The sequence below is a fragment of the Geodermatophilus sp. DF01-2 genome (assembly GCF_004571065.1).
GTDB lineage: Bacteria > Actinomycetota > Actinomycetes > Mycobacteriales > Geodermatophilaceae > Geodermatophilus.
Map to the genome: position 1 here is coordinate 1 of NZ_SPQN01000025.1, position 15,768 is coordinate 15,768.

Here is a 15,768-nt window from a genome sequence, read left to right on the forward strand (position 1 = left end):
CATGGACCACGGGGACATGGACCACGGGGACATGGACCACGGGGACATGGACCACGGGGACATGGACCACGGGGACATGGACCACGGGGACATGGACCACGGGGACATGGACCACGGGGACATGGACCACGGGGACATGGACATGGCCCCGGGCGGGATCCCGCTGGCGGAGGGCGGGGAGGAGGACCGCGACGGGCTGGACCTCGACGTCCTGCACGTGCCGCTGGGACCGGTCCTCCCCTGCTGGCCCGCCGGCCTCCTGCTGCACTGCACCCTGTCCGGGGACGTCGTGACCGACGTGCGGCCGGAGGTCCTCGGAGCAGCCGAGGGCGCCGTGCCGGAGCCGCTCCCGTTCGGTTCGCCGGCGGACCGGCTCGACCGGGCCGCACAGCTGCTGACGCTGGCCGGCTGGGAGGCGGCGGCGACCGACGCGGCCCGTCTCCGGGACGACCTGCTGGCCGGGGACGGCGGTGCAGCGGTCGCCGCGCGACTGGATCGCCTGGCCCACCGGGTGCGCCGGTCCCGGCTGCTGCGCTGGTCACTGCGTGGTGCCGGCCCGATCGACGCCGGCGCCTGCCGAGAGCTCGGTCTGGACGAGCAGGCCGCGGGCGACGTCCACGACCGGCTGGTCGCCCTGCTGACCGACGCCCGGAGGGGCCTGGACGGCGGCCGTCTCCCGGAGCCGGTGCCCGTCGGCGTGCTGGCCCGGCTGGTGCCCGGGCTCGAGCTGGGCGCCGTCCGGCTGCTCGTGGCCAGCCTCGACCTGGACGCCACCGTCCGGGAGCCGGAACCGGCGGAGACCCGGTGACCGTCGTCGACGTCGTGCAGGTCTCGGCGGCCTGGGCGCCGCTGGGGGCCGCCCTCCTCCTCGTGATGGCCGCCGCAGCCGCCGCACTCGACGGCGCGGTCGCCGCCCGCGCGGAGGGCCGTCCCTGGCAGCAGGGCCTGGGGACGCCGTGGGCGGAGACCGCCCGGCTGCTCCGCCAGCGGCGCCGCACGACCGTGGCGGCCGACCGCCTGCTGTGGCGGATCGCCGTCGCCGGCCTGCTGGTCACGGCACTGCTGAAGGTCCTCGTCATCCCACTGGGTGGCTGGACTCTCGCGGACCTGTCGGTCGGGTTGGTGTGGTTCAACGCCATGGACGTCGTCGTCTGGGCGCTGGTCTGGCTGGCCGGGTGGGGTCCCAACAGCGCGCACTCCCTGGTGGGTGGCTACCGGTTCCTCGGCCAGGCGCTCTCCTACGAGCTGCCACTGATGTTCGCCCTGACCGCGCCGGCGGTGGCCGCGGCGAGCCTGCGGCCGGCGGACATCGTCGCCGCCCAGTCCGAGCTGTGGTTCGTCGTCTGGATGCCGGTGGCCTTCGGAGTCTTCGTCGCCGCGGTCCTCGGCTTCTCGTTCTGGGGCCCGCTCGGCACGCCGGCCGGGACGGACATCGCCGGCGGGGTGCTCGCCGAGACCTCCGGGATCGACCGCTGGCTGGTCCTGGCCGGCCGGTGGGCGCTGCTCACGGCAGGGGCGGCGTTCGGCGTCACCCTGTTCCTCGGCGGGGGTGCCGGTCCGCTGCTCCCCGGCTGGCTGTGGGTGCTGGCCAAGACCGGCCTCCTGCTCGCCGCCCTCGTCCTGCTGCGCCGCCGGGTGCCCGCGCTGCGACCGGACCGCATCGCGGCCACCGCCTGGCTGGTCGTCCTCCCGCTGGTGCTGCTCCAGGTGCTGGTGGTCTCCGTCGTCGTCCTGGGAAGGGGCTGAGATGACCGGCGACATCGTCTTCTGGGTGCTGGCCGCGCTCGCCGTCGCCGCCGGGGTGGCGGTCTTCTCGGTGAACTCGATGGCCCGGGCCACCTACGCCCTGGCCATCTCGTTCGTCGCCGTGGGCCTGACGCTGCTGCTGTTCGACCTGCAGTTCCTCGGTGTCATCACCGTGCTGATGATGGTGATGGAGATGGCGATCATGGCCATCTACATGATCATGTTCATGGGGATGAACCCCGCGCTCATGCCCATGAGCATGAAGCACGGCAAGGGCGCGGCCATGACGATCGCCGTCGGCACCTTCCTGGTCCTGGCCGCCGGCGCGCTGTTCGTCCCGTGGCCGGCCCGCCGGGGCACCCCCGCGCCCGACCTCACCGTCGCCCTCGGCGAGGCGATCATGGAGTCGAAGATGCTGGTGATGATGACCGTGAGCCCGGTCCTCTTCGCCACGATCGTCGCCGCGCTCGTGCTGGCCGCCCCGAGCGGGCGCTACGACCGGCTCGGCGACGACCTCCGCCGCCGGTCCGCGCCCGCCCGGCAGCCGGAGGGGGCCGACCGATGACCCTGCAGACGGTGCTCCTGGTCGCCGCGGCGCTGTTCAGCGTGGGGCTCTACGGCGCGATCTCCCAGCAGGTCGTCGTCATGGTGATGATGGGCCTCGAGCTCATGCTCAACGGGGTCGTCCTGGCCGCCGTCGGCTTCTGGTGGTTCCTCTCCCCCGCGCCGGAGGGCCAGGTGCTGGTCCTGGTCGTCATCACCGCGATGACCGTCGAGATGGCGATGGGCTTCGCCGTCGCCACCCTGCTGCACCGCTCCCGCAACGCCGACATGACCGACATGGCCGCGGACCTGTCCCGGTGACCGGGGCGACCGGGAGCAGCGACCTGGGCGTGGCGCTGCTGTGGGTCGTCGTCGGCCTGCCGGCGGTCGTCGGCGCGGTGCTGTGCCTGGCCGGTCGGCGCGCGGACCGGCCGGCGCCGGCGGCGGCCGTGGTCACGGCGTCCCTCGCGCTGGTCGCGGCGATCGCCGTGGCGGTGCTGCGCCCGGAGACCGCGGTGCCGTTCCTGCCGGGTGCGGACTTCGGCTTGGCCGTGGACGCGCTCTCGGCGATCGTCGTGCCCACGGTCGTCGCGGTGACGCTGCTGGTCCTGCTGTCCTCCGCCGCCGAGATCGACGACCGGCCGGCCCGCTTCTCCGGCCTGATGCTGCTGTTCGCCGCCGCGGTCGGGGTCACCGCCACTGCCACGACGCTGCCGGCGCTGCTGTTCGCCTGGGAGGTGATGGGCGCGACCTCCTTCGCGCTGATCGGCTACTGGTGGCGCGAGCCCGACCGGGTCTCGGCCGGGACCGACGCCTTCCTCACCACGCGCGCAGCCGACCTGGGGCTGTACCTGGCCGCCGGCGCGGCGCTGGCCGGGGGCGGCAGCCTGGTCCTCGCCGACCTCCCGGCGGTGGCCGCGCCGTGGCGGGACGTCGTCGCCGCCGGCGTGCTGGTCGCCGGCCTCGGCAAGGCCGCGCAGCTGCCCTTCTCGTTCTGGCTCTCCCGCGCCATGCAGGGCCCCAGCCCGGTCAGTGCGCTGCTGCACTCGGCGGCGATGGTCGCGATGGGCGGCTACCTGCTGCTGCGGACGTCGGAGCTGCTGGCGTCCACCGGCTGGGCGGCGACCACCGCGGCGTGGGTCGGTGCCCTGACCGCGCTGGCCCTCGGCGCGGTCGCCGTCGCCCAGCGCGACCTCAAGCAGCTGCTCGCCGCCTCCACCGCCGCCCAGCTGGGCTACGTCGTGCTCGCCGCCGGTGTGGCCGGCGTCTCCGGCGGCGTGGCCCACCTGGTGGCGCACGCCTCGACCAAGGCGCTGCTGTTCCTCGCCGCCGGCGCGTGGCTCACCGCCCTGGGCACCAAGCAGCTCCCGGCGCTGCGCGGCGCGGCCCGCCGGGGGCCGCTGGTCGGCGGCACGGCCGCGGTGGGGACCCTCGCCCTGGCCGGGGTGCCGCCGCTGTCGCTGTGGGCCACCAAGGACGAGGTCCTGGCCGTGGCCAGGGAGCAGTCGGTGGCGCTGTACGTGGTCGGCCTGGCCGCCGCCGCGGTGTCGGCCGCCTACGCCGGCAAGGTGCTGTGGGTGGTCTGGCGCGCTCTTCCGGCCGACGCCGAGAGCGGCTACGACACCGAGGAGGAGGGCACCCGCCGGGTCCACCGGCTGCAGAAGGCCCCGCTCGTGGTCCTGGCCGCCGGCGCCGCCGTGCTCGGTCTGCTGGTCTGGCCGCCGGTCGGTGAGGCTCTCCGCCAGGCTCTCGGCGAGGCCGGCGCTTCCCGGCCCGGCGTCCTCGAGCTGGTGGTCTCGGCCGTGCTGGCCGTCGCGGTGGTGCTGGCCGTGGCCCGGTGGCCGCTGCCGGAGCCGGGCTGGGCCGCCCGGTGGCTGGGGCTCGGGGCGGCCACCGAGGTGGTCGCCGTCCGGCCGGTGCTGCGCCTGGCCGAGGCCCTGGCCCGGTTCGACGACCGGGTGCTCGACCGGGCGGTGGACGCCGCGGCCGGCCTGGTACCACGGGGCGCCGGCGCCGCCGCGAGGGCCGACGACCGCGTCCTCGACCGCGCCGTCGATGCCAGCGCGCCCGGGACCGTGCGGACGGCGCGGCTCACCGCCGAGATCGACGACGTCGGCTTCGACGGCGCGGTGCGGGGCGTCGCCGCGGGCGCCCGCCGGCTGGGCGCGCTGGCCCGCCGCTCCCAGACCGGCCAGCTGCACCACTACTACGTCCAGGCCGCCGTGGTGCTCGCCGCCGCGCTGGCCCTCCTGCTCGTCGTCACGAGGTGAGTGTGCTCAGCCTGATCGTGTTCCTCCCGCTGGGAGCCGCGGCCGTCCTGGCGGTGCTGCCGGCGATCCCGGACCGGGCGGCGCGCTGGACCTGGGTGGCGGTGGCCCTCGCCGACCTCGCCCTGGTCGGGGTGGTGCTGGCCGGCTACGAGTCCCCGGCGGAGGGCGGGCTGGCCTACGAGGAGCGGCTGCGCTGGATCCCGTCGGTCGGCAGCAGCTACCACGTGGGCGTCGACGGGCTGTCCCTACCGCTGGTCGCGCTGACCGCGGTCGTCTTCCTCGCCTGCGCCGTGTACGCGCTGCGGGAGGATCGGCGTCCCCGCGTGCAGGCGGCGCTGTTCCTCTTCCTCCAGTCGGTGTGCCTGGGGGTGTTCGTCGCCCAGGACCTGATCCTGTTCTTCCTCTTCTTCGACCTGTCCATCGTCGGCATGTACTTCGTCATCGCCGGCTGGGGGCACGGCAACGCCGCCCGCTCGGCGCTGAAGTTCTTTCTCTACACCTTCCTGGGCAGCCTGGCGCTGCTGCTCGGCTTCATCGGCCTGTACCTCGCCGCCGAGCCGCACACCTTCGACATCCCCGAACTGGTCGCCGCCGCCCCGCTGGCCGACAACCCGGGAGTCGGCGGGCTGGTGCTGGCCGCGATCCTCCTCGGCCTGGCGATCAAGACTCCCACCGTGCCCTTCCACACCTGGCTGCCGCCGGCGCACACCGACGCCCCCGCGATCGGTTCCGCCGTCCTGGCCGCCGTGCTGCTGAAGCTGGGCACCTACGGGTTCGTCCGGATCGCCATGCCGGCCCTGCCCGACGCCTGGCAGGCGTGGGCCTGGGTGCTCATCACGATCGGCGTCGTCTCGGTCGTCTACGGCGCCCTCGTCGCCCTCGCCCAGACCGACGTCAAGCGGATGATCGCCTACACCTCGGTCAACCACATGGGCTACGTCGTGCTCGGCGTGGGTGCGGCGGGGCTCGTCGGCAGCGCCGCCGCCCGGGAGGTCGCCGTCACCGGGGCGGTCACCCAGATGGTCAGCCACGGGCTGATCACCGGCGCGCTGTTCCTCCTCGCCGGGGTCCTGCAGGAGCGGGCGGGCACCTACGAGATGGCCGAGTACGGCGGCCTGGCCGAGCCCGCGCCACGCTATGCCGCACTCTTCGCCGTCGCGGCGTTCGCCTCGCTGGGCCTGCCGGCGTTCACCGGGTTCATCGCCGAGTTCCAGATCTTCGCCGGCAGCATCGGGACGACGGCGGCGGCCGCCCTGGCGCTGCCGGGCATCCTGATCACCGCGGCGCTGTTCCTCCGCGCCCTGCAGCGTCTGCTCACCGGGCCTCCGCAGGGCCGCGCGGTCGGCTTTGCCGACGTCGGTGTGCGGGAGGGTCTGCCGATCGGCGGCCTGTTGGCGCTGGCGCTGCTCTTCGGCATCATCCCCTGGCCGCTGCTGGACCTGATCACCCCCGGGGCGGAGACCGTCGTCGACCTGGTCAGCCGGTAGGCACCGGTGGAGATGCGTCCGCTCGCCCTGCTGCCCGAGATCTGCCTGCTCGTCGGCGCGGTCGTCACCCTGCTGGCCGGCTCCTTCCTGCCCCGGGAGCGGCAGTGGGTCGCCCGGCTGATCACCGTCGCCGCGCTGCTGGCCGCCGGCGTCTCCGCCGCTGTCGCGCTCGGCGGACCACCCCGGACGGCGATGATGACGACCTTCGCCGTCGACACCGGTACCGGGATCCTCCGGCTGGTCGTCGTCGCCGCCACCCTGCTGGTCATCGGCCTCGGCGTGGACGAACTGGCCGGCACGAAGCGGGAGAGCGAGACCTACACCCTGCTCCTGCTGGGCGCCCTCGGCGCCCTGGTCATGGGCGGCACGATCGACCTGCTCGTCCTGATCGTGGGGTTCCTGCTGGGCAGCATCCCGCTGTACGGGCTGATCGGCATGGTGCGGACCCCGCAGGCGGCCGAGGGTGTGCTGAAGACCTACCTGCTCGGTGCGCTGTTCGGGATCGTCCTGATGCTGGGCGTCACGGTCCTCTACGGCATCGGCGGGGCGACCGCCTACGCCGACCTCACCGTCGGCCTGGCCGGAGCTCCCGCCGCCGCCGTGGCGTTCGGCCTGCTCGGCGTCCTGGCCGGGCTGCTGTTCAAGGCCGGGGGCGTGCCCGGGCACTTCTGGGTGCCCGACGCCACCCAGTCGGCGGGGACGACGGCGGCGGCGTTCCTCACCACGGTGCCCAAGGTCGGCGCCCTCCTCGCGGCCCACCGGCTGATGACGATCGTGCCGGGCTCCGTCGACTGGCCGCTGCTGGTCGCCGTCCTCGCCGCGGTCACCATGACCCTGGGGAACCTCGCCGCGTTCGCCCAGACCGACGTCCGGCGGCTGCTCGGCTGGTCGACGGTCAGCCAGGTCGGCTACCTGCTCCTCCCGGTGGCGGTCGCCGGGGGGACGACGGCCGCCCTGGCCTCGCTGCTGGTGTACCTCGGCGGCTACGCCGTCACCAACCTCACCGCCTTCGCCGTCGTCGCCGCGGTCCCGGGACGCCGGTCGGTGGAGGACTACGCGGGGCTGGCCGCGAGCTCGCCCTGGCTCGGCGCAGCCCTCGTGGTGAGCCTGCTCAGCCTGGTGGGCACCCCACCGACCGCGGTGTTCCTCGGCAAGCTGAGCGTCTTCACCGCCGCCTGGGACGGCGGCCTGGCCTGGCTCGTGGTCGTGGCGGCGGTCAACACCGTGGCCAGCCTCTTCTACTACCTGCGCTGGCTGGCCCCCGCCTTCCGCCGGGAGGAGCCGACGGAGCCGGCTCGACGGCCCGCGCCGTACGCGACCGCGGCCGCCGTCCTCGGCGGGATCGGCGTCCTCACCCTCGGACTGCTGGTCGCCGGCATCGCGCCGATGCTGGGGACAGTGCTCGTCGCGCCGTGACATCCCGGCCGGCCACCTGCACCGAACAGGGGCCCGATCACCTCCGGCAGAACCGACCCCAGGACGTGGCCGTCGAAACGGCACGCCAGGTAACCCCGGACGTCTCCCCCGAGCCTGGCTCACCTCGCCCGCCGGAACGAACGTCGGCCGCGCCCGCGGCCACAGGTACGGGATACCTCGCCCGACCCGGAGGAGCCGGGGCGCCGAGCCGACGGGGGGACTCGAACCCCCAACCGCCCGATTACAAGTCGGGTGCGCTACCAGTTGCGCCACGCCGGCGGGACATGAGGACAGGCCCCGCGACAAGGATAGGGACAACGCAGGGGACAACTCGGCGGCGCCGTCCGAGCGAGCCGGGCCGCCGGCTCTCCTCATGGTGCGCGGTCGCCGCTCCGGTCAGAGATCCCGCCACCTCGCGGGCAGGGCGGCGAGCGCGGAGGCAGTCTTCTCGACGAGATCGACGAAGCCACCCACGACCGGTTCCAGCAGCTCTTCGACCGACTCAACGGCCTGCTGACGTAGCGCTGCCATCCGGGCGCCCCGCTGCCGATCGGGGCTCCGTCCTGAGTCGGTCGCCGCCGCACTGGAGCCGAAGGACAGTGCGGCGACGATCACTCATAGCCGCGGATCGACCGGTTCGGACTCCAGGGCCAGGACGGCGAACACGCACTCGTGCACCCGCCACAGCGGCTCGCCCCGGGCCAGCCGCTCCAATCCCTCCACGCCGAGTGCGTACTCCCGGAGGGCGAGTCCGCGCTTGCGGCCGAGGGAGCGCTCCCGCAGCCGCTCGAGGTGCTGCGGCTCGGTGTAGTCCGGGCCGTAGATCAGCCGCAGGTACTCGCGTCCGCGGACCTTCAGGCCGGGCTGCACCACACCGCGCCGTCCGCGGGTCAGGTTGGCCGCGGGCTTGACGACCATGCCCTCGCCGCCGGCGGCGGTCATCTCCTCCCACCACGCCGTCGCCGCAGCCTCGCTCGTCGGGTCGGTGACGTCGACGGTGAGCGAGCGGGTGCCGCGGACGAGTTCGGGGTCGGCCTCGGCCAGGCGGTCGGCGACGGCCAGATGCCAGGCGTGCGGCCGGTCGGCGTAGGTGACGCCGGCCGAGGCGAGCAGCTGGAAGGGCGCGAAGGACACGCCGCTGAGCCCGTCGGTGGGCCAGCAGTAGCGCCGGTACACCTGCGTGAACGCCTCGGCGTCGGCGACGCGCCGCCGCTGGCGATCGAGCACGTCCGCCACCTCGAGGCCCCGCGCGGCCGCCTGCTCGAGGGCCGCCACGGCGACCGGCAGCGCCGTCCGCGCGGCGGCCCCGACCGCGGCGTACTGGCTGCGGACCAGGTCGCCGGCCTTGACCGACCAGGGCAACAGCTCGGCGTCGAGCAGCAGCCGGTCGGTGTCGAGCTCCTCGAACAGCCCGGCCTCCTCCGCGGCGGCGCCGAGGCGGCCCAGGAACGCGGCGGTGAGCTCGGGACCGAAGAAGGAGCGACCGGTGCGGGTGTGCAGCGCCCCGCTGCCGTCCCGGCGCACGAGGGCGACGGCCCGGGAGCCCATGTGCTTCTCCTGGCAGACGACCTCGGCCACGCCCTCGCCCCGGAAGTAGGCGAACGCCTCGGCCGGGTGCTCGAGCAACCCCGGCCGGGTCGAGGTGGCCGAGGGGCTCATCGTCGGCGGGAGGTAGAGCAGCTGCTCCGGCGCCACCGCGAAGCGGCTCATCACCTCGATCGCCGCCGCGGCGTTCTCCTCCCGCACGGTCACCCGGCCGGCGAGCCGGGTCTCGACGACCCGCTTGCCGAGCACGTCGGCGACGTCGAGGACGTCGTCGCGCCGCCGCGGCTCGGCCGGCGGGGCGGCCTGCCCTTCGGGGAGGAACGGGCGGGCCGGCTCGTAGTAGGTCTGCTCGGCCGCGACGCTGACCAGTTCGCGTTCGGGGTAGCGCAGCGCGGTGAGCCGGCCGCCGAACACGCAGCCGGTGTCGAGGCACAGGGTGTTGTTGATCCACTCCGGCGTGGGCACGGGGGTGTGCCCGTAGAGCACCATCGCCCGTCCCCGGTACTCGGTCGCCCACGGGTAGCGCACCGGCAGGCCGAACTCGTCGGTCTCCCCGGTCGTCTCGCCGTAGAGCGCGAAGTCCCGCACCCGGGCGCTGGAGCGGCCCTGCAGCGACTCCTTGAGCCCGGCGTGCGCGACGACCAGCGCCCCGCCGTCGAGCACGTAGTGGCTGACCAGGCCGTAGCAGAACTCCTCGACCTGGCGCCGGAAGTCGTCGTCCTCCGCCTCGAGCTGGGCCAGCGTGCGCTCCAGGCCGTGGGTGATCTGCACGTTCCGCCCGCGCAGGGCGCGCACCAGCTTGTTCTCGTGGTTGCCCGGCACGCACAAGGCGTGGCCGGCGGCGACCATGCCCATGACCAGGCGCAGCACGCCCGGTGAGTCCGGCCCGCGGTCGACGAGGTCGCCGACGAAGATCGCCCGGCGTCCGGCCGGGTGCTCGGCGTCCACGGCGCGGCCGTGCTCGTCCCGGCGCAGGTCGTGGCCGAGCTCGCCCAGCAGCTCCTCGAGCTCGGCGCGGCAGCCGTGCACGTCGCCGATGACGTCGAACGGCCCGGTGTCCTCGCGCCGATCGTTGTACTGCTTCTCGTAGGTGATGACCGCTCGCTCGATCTCCTCGGTGCCGTTCAGCACGTGCACCTTGCGGAAGCCCTCGCGGCCCAGGCCGCGCCGCAGGTCGGCACGTTGCCGCCGGATCACCCCGGCCGAGATGTCCCGGTCCGGCCGGGCGACGTTGCGGGCCAGGCACTCGCTCTCCGGCACGTCGAGGACGATCGCCACGGGCAGCACGTCGTGCTCGCGCGCCAGCCGCACCAGGGAGGCCCGGTCTTCAGCCTTGACGTTGGTGGCGTCCACGACCGTGAGGCGGCCACCGCGGAGCCGAACTCCGGCGATGTGGTGCAGCAGGTCGAACCCGGCCGGCGTGGCCGACTGGTCGTTCTCGTCGTCGGCCACCAGGCCGCGGCAGAAGTCGCTGGAGAGCACCTGGCTGGGGAGGAAGTGCCGGCGCGCGAAAGTGCTCTTGCCCGAGCCGCTCACCCCGATCAGCACGACCAGGGCGAGGTCGGGGACGACGACGGTGCGCGCCCCGGTCACGCCGCCACCTCCGTCGTCGTACTGCGGGCGAAGACGGCCATCTGCGTGGGCGCACCGACGTCCGGGTCCTCGTCACCGACGCCCAGCAGCCGCACCGCGTAGCCGTGCCGGTCGCCGACGGCGGCCGCCCAGTCGGCGAACTGCTGCCGGGTCCACTCGAACCGGTGGTCCCGGTGCCGGAAGGTGCCGGCCGGCAGCTCCTCGAAGCGGGCGTTGTACTCGACGTTGGGCGTGGTGACGACGACGGTGGCCGGGGTGGCGGCGGCGAAGACGGCGTGCTCGAGCGCCGGGAGCCGGTCGAGGTCGAGGTGCTCGATCACCTCCATCAGCACGGCCGCGTCGTAGCCCTGCAGCCGCGCGTCGGTGTAGGTCAGGCCGCTCTGCAGCAGCGTGATCCGTGCCCGCTGCCGCTCCGGCAGCCGGTCGAGCCGCAGCCGCCGGGCGGCCACCTCCAGCGCCCGGGCGCTGACGTCGACGCCGAGAATCTCCGTGAACGCCGGGTCGGCCAGCAGCGCGGGCAGCAGCGCGCCGGCTCCGCAGCCGAGGTCGATGACCCGCTGGGCGCCGGCCGAGCGCAGGGCGGCCAGCACTGCCCCGTGCCGCTGCAGCACCAGGGGCACCGGCCGGTCGGCCGCGTCCTCGCCGTCCGCGGTCTGCGGGCCGCCGGCGGCCGCGAGCGGCGGCGCGGTCGCGTCGTCCAACGCCTCGGGATCGGCGTCGTCGACCTCGGCGAGCCGCTCGATCGCTCGGCGGGTCAGCGCCGTCCGGTGGCCGAGGTACCGGCGGGTGATCAGGTCGCGCTCCGGGTGGGTGGCCAGCCAGCCGCTGCCCGCGCGCAGGAGCTTCTCGATCTCGTCGTTGCCGATCCAGTAGTGCTTGGCGTCGTCGAGCACCGGCAGCGCGACGTAGAGGTGGTTGAGCGCCTCCACGAGCCGCAGCTCGCCGCTCAACCGCAGGTCCACGTACCGGGAGTCGCCCCATTCCGGGAGCGTCCCATCCAGCGGTACCGCCGTCGCCTCGACCCGCCAGCCCAGCGGCGCGAAGAACCGGTGCGCCATCTCCGCCCCGCCGCGGCACGACAGGGCGGGGATGCGCACCTCCAGCGGGAGGTCGACGTCGACCAGCTCCGGCCGCTCCTTGCTCGCCCCGCGGCGGGCGCTGGAGAACGCCTTGCCCAGCGCCACGGCCAGCAGGCTCGACGCCGCGTACGGCCGGTCGTTGACGTACTGGGCGAGAGCCGCGCCCTCCCCACCGCCGGCGCGAGCAGTCCGCACCAGGCCGATCGGATCCACCTCGAGCAGCAGGGCCGCGGTGCAGCGGTGCTCGTCCGCCTCCGGGTAGAACACGTGCGCCGTGCCGGTCGAGACCTCCACCTGCTGCGCCCGGGCGGGGTTCTTGTGCAGCAGGAAACCGAGGTCGGTGGCGGGGACGTGGGTGGTGGACAGGGTGACGAGCACGCTGCAGTGTCACCGGTCGACGCCGCGTGGTCGAACGCTTTCGGCGCCTGTCGGGTCGGACGGCCTCAGGCGGCCGGGTCACCGCGTCGCAGGTCGCCGCTCGGGTCGCTGCCGGGCATCGGGACGCCGGCGATCCACCGGGCGAACCCGTCGGGGTCGCGCCGCTCGAGCTCGTCGAGCGTCTGCTGACGGCGGACGACGATCGCCTCGCGGGTGCGGGCGTCGAGCCGGCCGTTCAGCGCCGTCGTCGTCCGGACCCACTCTCGGCCGAGGTCGCCGGTGGACAGCGAGGACACCGGCGGCAGCGGGAACGACGGCGGACGGAACTCGGCGACCGCGGGCGGTGCCGGAGCCCGGTGGGTGCGGACCAGCCAGACCCCGGTCCAGCCGGCCGCGGCGGCCCCGGCCACCAGCAGGGTGAGCACCGTCCCGCCGAGGACGGCGGTGCCGGACAGCACCAGCAGCACCGCGACCGTCGCCGCCCCCGCCTTCCAGGCCGCCTCGACGATGGCGTGCCGCTCCGGCCGGGACTCCCGGACCACTCCCCCGGCCAGACAGGCGGAGACGACCGCGGCCAGCCCCACCGCGACCAGGCCGGGCGGTCGCAGGGCCAGGCCGCCGACGACGGCCAGTCCGGCGCCGACGACGACACCGAGCCCGAGCAGGCAACGGGCGAGCGGACCGCGGGTGGACACGGGGCACCCTCCAGGGCGGGGCCGGACACGGCAGGCCGGGCCGTCACCGGCGAGCGGCAGCCCGGGCTCCGGTCGTACCCAGCCCGCAGGTGTCTTGCACCCTCCGTGGCGATGCGGGTCTTCCCTGCGGCCGCCCGAGCGAGGACCCTCGACAGGTGCCACGGGGGACGACCGTCATCCGGAGGTGCCCGTGCTCACGACGACCCCCACCCCCGCCGGGACGCTGCCCGCGCCCACCCCGGCGGACGACGACCCGCAGGCGCCACCCGTGGTGGTCGGCGCCGACGGCAGCGACTGCGGGCTGCGGGCGGTCCGGTGGGCCGCCGAGGAGGCCGCGCGCCGCGGCGCCCCGCTGCTGATCGTGCACGCCATGCCCCACCTCGGCCGCCGGGGCGTGGCCGGTTCGGCCGCGACCGACCTGCCGCGGGCCCGCGGTGCGACCGCCCAGGCCTACACGGTCGCCCGGCACACGGCGCCGTCCGTGCCCACGTCCACCGAGGTGGCCCCCGGCGAGCCGGTGGGCGCGCTGCTGCGCGCGGCCGAGGACTCCCAGCTGGTCGTCCTGGGGATCAACACCACCGGCGCCGCCGACGAGATGGTGCTCGCCTCGGTCGCCCAGCGGGTCGCCGCGCGGTCACCCCGGCCGGTGGTCGTCGTCCCGCGGTCGCGGCCGGGCACCGCAGGCTCCCGCCCGCAGGTGGCGGTGCTCGGCCTCGGCGAGCGGGTGGACGACGAACCGGTCGCCACCTTCGCCGCCGAGCAGGCGCGGCGCATGGGCCGGCCGCTGCTGGTGCTGCACACGCAGGACGACGGCGCCGGTGACTGGGCCGCCGAGTCCCCCGCCTGGGCCGAGCGCTACCCCGACCTGCGGGTGACGCACGCCCCGGTGCCCGGGGTCACCGGGGGTCGGGTGCTGGCCGCGGCCTGCCCCACCCCGTTGATGGCGCTCAGCGCCGGGCACGGCGGGCTGCTGCACCGGCCGCTGGACGGCCTGCACCGCTGGCTGCTGCGGCACTGCACTTCGCCGATGGTCTTCGTGCCGCCGGTGCACCGGGTGACCGGGACCGAGCCGCGGGAGGAGATCATCGCCCTCGGCTGAAAGAGGACCACCCGGGCCCCTGAAGGATGGCCGTTCCAGCACGTCACCAGCGCGCGGCAAGATCACCGCCCGTGGGTTCCTCCGTCGTCGACCTCGGCCCCCGGTTGGCGCTGGTGCTGGCCCTGCTCACCGTGCTCGCCGCGGCGGCGGGCCGGCTCTCCGGCCTGGGCCAGGACCGTCCGGTCGTCGTCGCGGCGCTGCGGGCGACGGTGCAGCTGGCCGCCGTGTCCGCCGTCCTGCTCGTGGTCGTCCGCTCGCTGGCGCTGTCGGCACTGTTCGTGCTGCTCGTGGTCGGCGTCGCCGCGGTCACCGCGGCGGGGGGGCCAGCGGGCCGGAGGTGCGCAGCCCGGGAGCGCCCGCCGGGTGGGGACCGCCGCCGTGCCCGTGCTCGCCGGCGCGGCCCCGGTGGTGACCCTCGTGCTGGTCAGCGGGACCGTGCCGCTGCGTGGGGAGGCGGTCATCCCGGTGGCCGGGATCCTGGTGGGCGGGGCGATGACCGCGACGTCCCTGGCCGGCCGCCGGCTGCGGGACGAGCTGTCCGCCCGGTGTGGCGAGGTGGAGGCCGCCCTCTCGCTGGGACTGCTGCCGCGGGACGCCGTCCTGGAGGTCGTGCGGCCGGCCGCGGCCACCGCGCTCGTGCCCCCGCTGGACCAGACCCGCACCGTCGGACTGGTCACGCTGCCCGGCGCCTTCGTCGGGGTGCTGCTGGGCGGCGGCAGCCCGCTGGAGGCCGGTGCGGCCCAGCTGCTGGTGCTGGCCGGCCTGCTGGCCGCCGAGGTCACCGCGGTCTGGGTCGTCACCGAACTGGTCGCGCGAGGGCACCTGGTGCGGTGATCACGGCCCGTCCCCCGAGGCCACGAGGGGCACCACCTCACCGGTCGCCCGGCCGTCCGGGTGCAGCCGCCAGCCCATCCGCTTGCGGGTGCGCAGGATCACCGACGCGTCGACGATCTCGCCGGCCGGCATCGCCTTCTCCAGCCAGGTCTGGGTCCGGGTCAGGTCGGCCAGCGAGCTCGTCCACGCGGTCACCAGCAGGTTGGCCGGGCCGGTCAGCGACAGGCACAGCCGCACCCGGGGTTCGTGCCGCACCTGCGCGACGAGGGCGTCGACGGCGGTCCCCGGGACCCGGCACCACCACGTGACGCAGACCGGCCACCGGGTGAGCACCTGGGCGACGTCGCACCGGAAGGTCAGGGACCGGGAGCGGACGAGGGCGGCCAGCTGCCGGCGAACCGTCGAGGTCGGCCGGCCCATCCGCGCGGCGAGGGCGGCAGCCCCGGCCCGCCCGTCGCGGGCGAGCTCCCGCACCAGGGGGGCGTAGACCGCCGAGGCGGCGTCCACCAGGGCCGCCGGCCGTTCCTCGGCGGCGGCCAGGGCCCGCACCCGGGTGCGTTGGGCGGCGTCCAGCGCGTCCAACCGCCATCGGCTGCCCTCGACGTGCACCCGCGAGGCGATGTGGGTCCGCGTGGAGACCACCCCGGGCAGGCGGGCGAGCTCGTCGAGGACGATCGACGACATCCGGGCGAACGACGGCGCGACCACGGTCAGCACCAGGTCCCGGCCCCGGGCGGCGTGCTCGATCGTCGCGACGTGCGGCGTGGCCTCCAACCGCGAGCAGACGCCGTCGAGCGCCCCGGCCGCGCAGTCGACCTCGACCAGGGCGGTCACCGCGCCCCCGGACAGGGCGGCCGCGGGATAGCTGGTGACCCAGGCCAGCCCCTCGCCCCGCAACCGCTCCCAGCGCCGGGCCAGCGTGGCCGCCGACGCACCCAGCACCGGCGCCAGCGCCGCCCAGCTCGCCCGCGGGTGGACTTGGAGGGCGTGGACGAGCGCGAGGTCGTCCTCGGAGAACTCGGGTGGCACGTTCCTGCCTCGATCCGGGGCACGAGTGAGCGGATCCATCGATCCTAGGGGTGG

Annotated in this window: 14 protein-coding genes, 1 tRNA gene and 1 pseudogene; 10 read left to right on the forward strand and 6 right to left on the reverse strand. The window is 75.3% G+C overall.

Features of this window, described 5'->3' with window-relative positions; all coding sequences use genetic code 11:
• From E4P41_RS09055 to E4P41_RS09085, 7 genes are all read left to right on the forward strand, one after another.
• Positions 1-808, forward strand: an 808-nt coding sequence (locus E4P41_RS09055; protein WP_209307620.1) for a hypothetical protein, incomplete at its 5' end; no start/stop codon positions are given.
• Positions 805-1,746: an NADH-quinone oxidoreductase subunit H gene (locus tag E4P41_RS09060; RefSeq protein WP_245177210.1), complete on the forward strand. Its 942-nt coding sequence runs from the start codon at positions 805-807 to the stop codon at positions 1,744-1,746. The genes E4P41_RS09055 and E4P41_RS09060, both read left to right, overlap by 4 nt.
• A gap of 1 nt (position 1,747) precedes the next feature.
• Positions 1,748-2,311, forward strand: coding sequence for an NADH-quinone oxidoreductase subunit J (locus E4P41_RS09065; RefSeq protein ID WP_135140741.1), 564 nt, complete (start codon positions 1,748-1,750; stop codon positions 2,309-2,311).
• Positions 2,308-2,610 (forward strand): NADH-quinone oxidoreductase subunit K, encoded by a 303-nt coding sequence (locus E4P41_RS09070; protein ID WP_135140743.1) that lies wholly within the window; start codon positions 2,308-2,310, stop codon positions 2,608-2,610. Before E4P41_RS09065 ends, E4P41_RS09070 begins: the two co-directional genes overlap by 4 nt.
• Positions 2,607-4,559: a proton-conducting transporter membrane subunit gene (locus E4P41_RS09075; protein WP_245177211.1), complete on the forward strand. Its 1,953-nt coding sequence runs from the start codon at positions 2,607-2,609 to the stop codon at positions 4,557-4,559. The genes E4P41_RS09070 and E4P41_RS09075 overlap by 4 nt, the downstream gene beginning before the upstream one ends.
• A gap of 2 nt (positions 4,560-4,561) precedes the next feature.
• Entirely contained in the window at positions 4,562-6,046 is a 1,485-nt protein-coding gene (locus E4P41_RS09080) for an NADH-quinone oxidoreductase subunit M (protein WP_135140745.1), read from the forward strand.
• A 12-nt stretch (positions 6,047-6,058) separates the two neighbouring features.
• Entirely contained in the window at positions 6,059-7,462 is a 1,404-nt protein-coding gene (locus E4P41_RS09085; RefSeq protein WP_135140747.1) for an NADH-quinone oxidoreductase subunit N, read from the forward strand.
• 206 nt (positions 7,463-7,668) lie between these two features.
• Here E4P41_RS09085 and E4P41_RS09090 read toward each other — a convergent pair.
• The 5 genes from E4P41_RS09090 to E4P41_RS09110 all read right to left on the reverse strand — a co-directional run bounded on the left by E4P41_RS09090 (position 7,669) and on the right by E4P41_RS09110 (position 12,752).
• Positions 7,669-7,741 (reverse strand) — tRNA-Thr (locus E4P41_RS09090).
• A gap of 117 nt (positions 7,742-7,858) precedes the next feature.
• Positions 7,859-8,077: a hypothetical protein gene (locus tag E4P41_RS09095; RefSeq protein WP_135140749.1), complete on the reverse strand. Its 219-nt coding sequence runs from the start codon at positions 8,075-8,077 to the stop codon at positions 7,859-7,861.
• A complete protein-coding gene (locus E4P41_RS09100; protein WP_135140751.1) occupies positions 8,078-10,600 on the reverse strand; it encodes a polynucleotide kinase-phosphatase in 2,523 nt (840 codons plus the stop codon). It lies immediately after the preceding gene.
• Entirely contained in the window at positions 10,597-12,057 is a 1,461-nt protein-coding gene (locus E4P41_RS09105) for a 3' terminal RNA ribose 2'-O-methyltransferase Hen1 (RefSeq protein ID WP_135140753.1), read from the reverse strand. The genes E4P41_RS09100 and E4P41_RS09105 overlap by 4 nt, the downstream gene beginning before the upstream one ends.
• Before the next feature lie 65 nt (positions 12,058-12,122).
• Positions 12,123-12,752, reverse strand: a complete 630-nt coding sequence (locus E4P41_RS09110; protein WP_135140756.1) for a hypothetical protein — start codon at positions 12,750-12,752, stop codon at positions 12,123-12,125.
• A 190-nt stretch (positions 12,753-12,942) separates the two neighbouring features.
• Between E4P41_RS09110 and E4P41_RS09115 the strand changes: the two genes are divergently transcribed.
• The 3 genes and pseudogenes from E4P41_RS09115 (at position 12,943) to E4P41_RS23615 (ending at position 14,685) form a co-directional block, all read left to right on the forward strand.
• Complete coding sequence (locus E4P41_RS09115; RefSeq protein ID WP_135140758.1) at positions 12,943-13,851, forward strand: universal stress protein; 909 nt, start codon at positions 12,943-12,945, stop codon at positions 13,849-13,851.
• 26 nt (positions 13,852-13,877) lie between these two features.
• Positions 13,878-14,108 (forward strand): annotated as a pseudogene (locus E4P41_RS23790) (ABC transporter permease); the annotation flags it as partial.
• Positions 14,109-14,214: 106 nt separating this feature from the next.
• A complete protein-coding gene (locus tag E4P41_RS23615; RefSeq protein ID WP_209307621.1) occupies positions 14,215-14,685 on the forward strand; it encodes an ABC transporter permease in 471 nt (156 codons plus the stop codon).
• Here the strand turns inward: E4P41_RS23615 and E4P41_RS09125 are convergent, their stop codons facing one another.
• Complete coding sequence (locus E4P41_RS09125; RefSeq protein WP_209307622.1) at positions 14,686-15,714, reverse strand: Lrp/AsnC family transcriptional regulator; 1,029 nt, start codon at positions 15,712-15,714, stop codon at positions 14,686-14,688. It lies immediately after the preceding gene.
• Between the last annotated feature and the right edge of the window lie 54 nt (positions 15,715-15,768).

Bases quoted from the DNA above. Each gene is read 5' to 3' on its own strand.
- E4P41_RS09065 (WP_135140741.1), top strand. From the start codon at position 1,748: ATGACCGGCGACATCGTCTTCTGGGTGCTGGCCGCGCTCGCCGTCGCC.
- E4P41_RS09070 (WP_135140743.1), top strand. From the start codon at position 2,308: ATGACCCTGCAGACGGTGCTCCTGGTCGCCGCGGCGCTGTTCAGCGTG.
- E4P41_RS09085 (WP_135140747.1), top strand. From the start codon at position 6,059: ATGCGTCCGCTCGCCCTGCTGCCCGAGATCTGCCTGCTCGTCGGCGCG.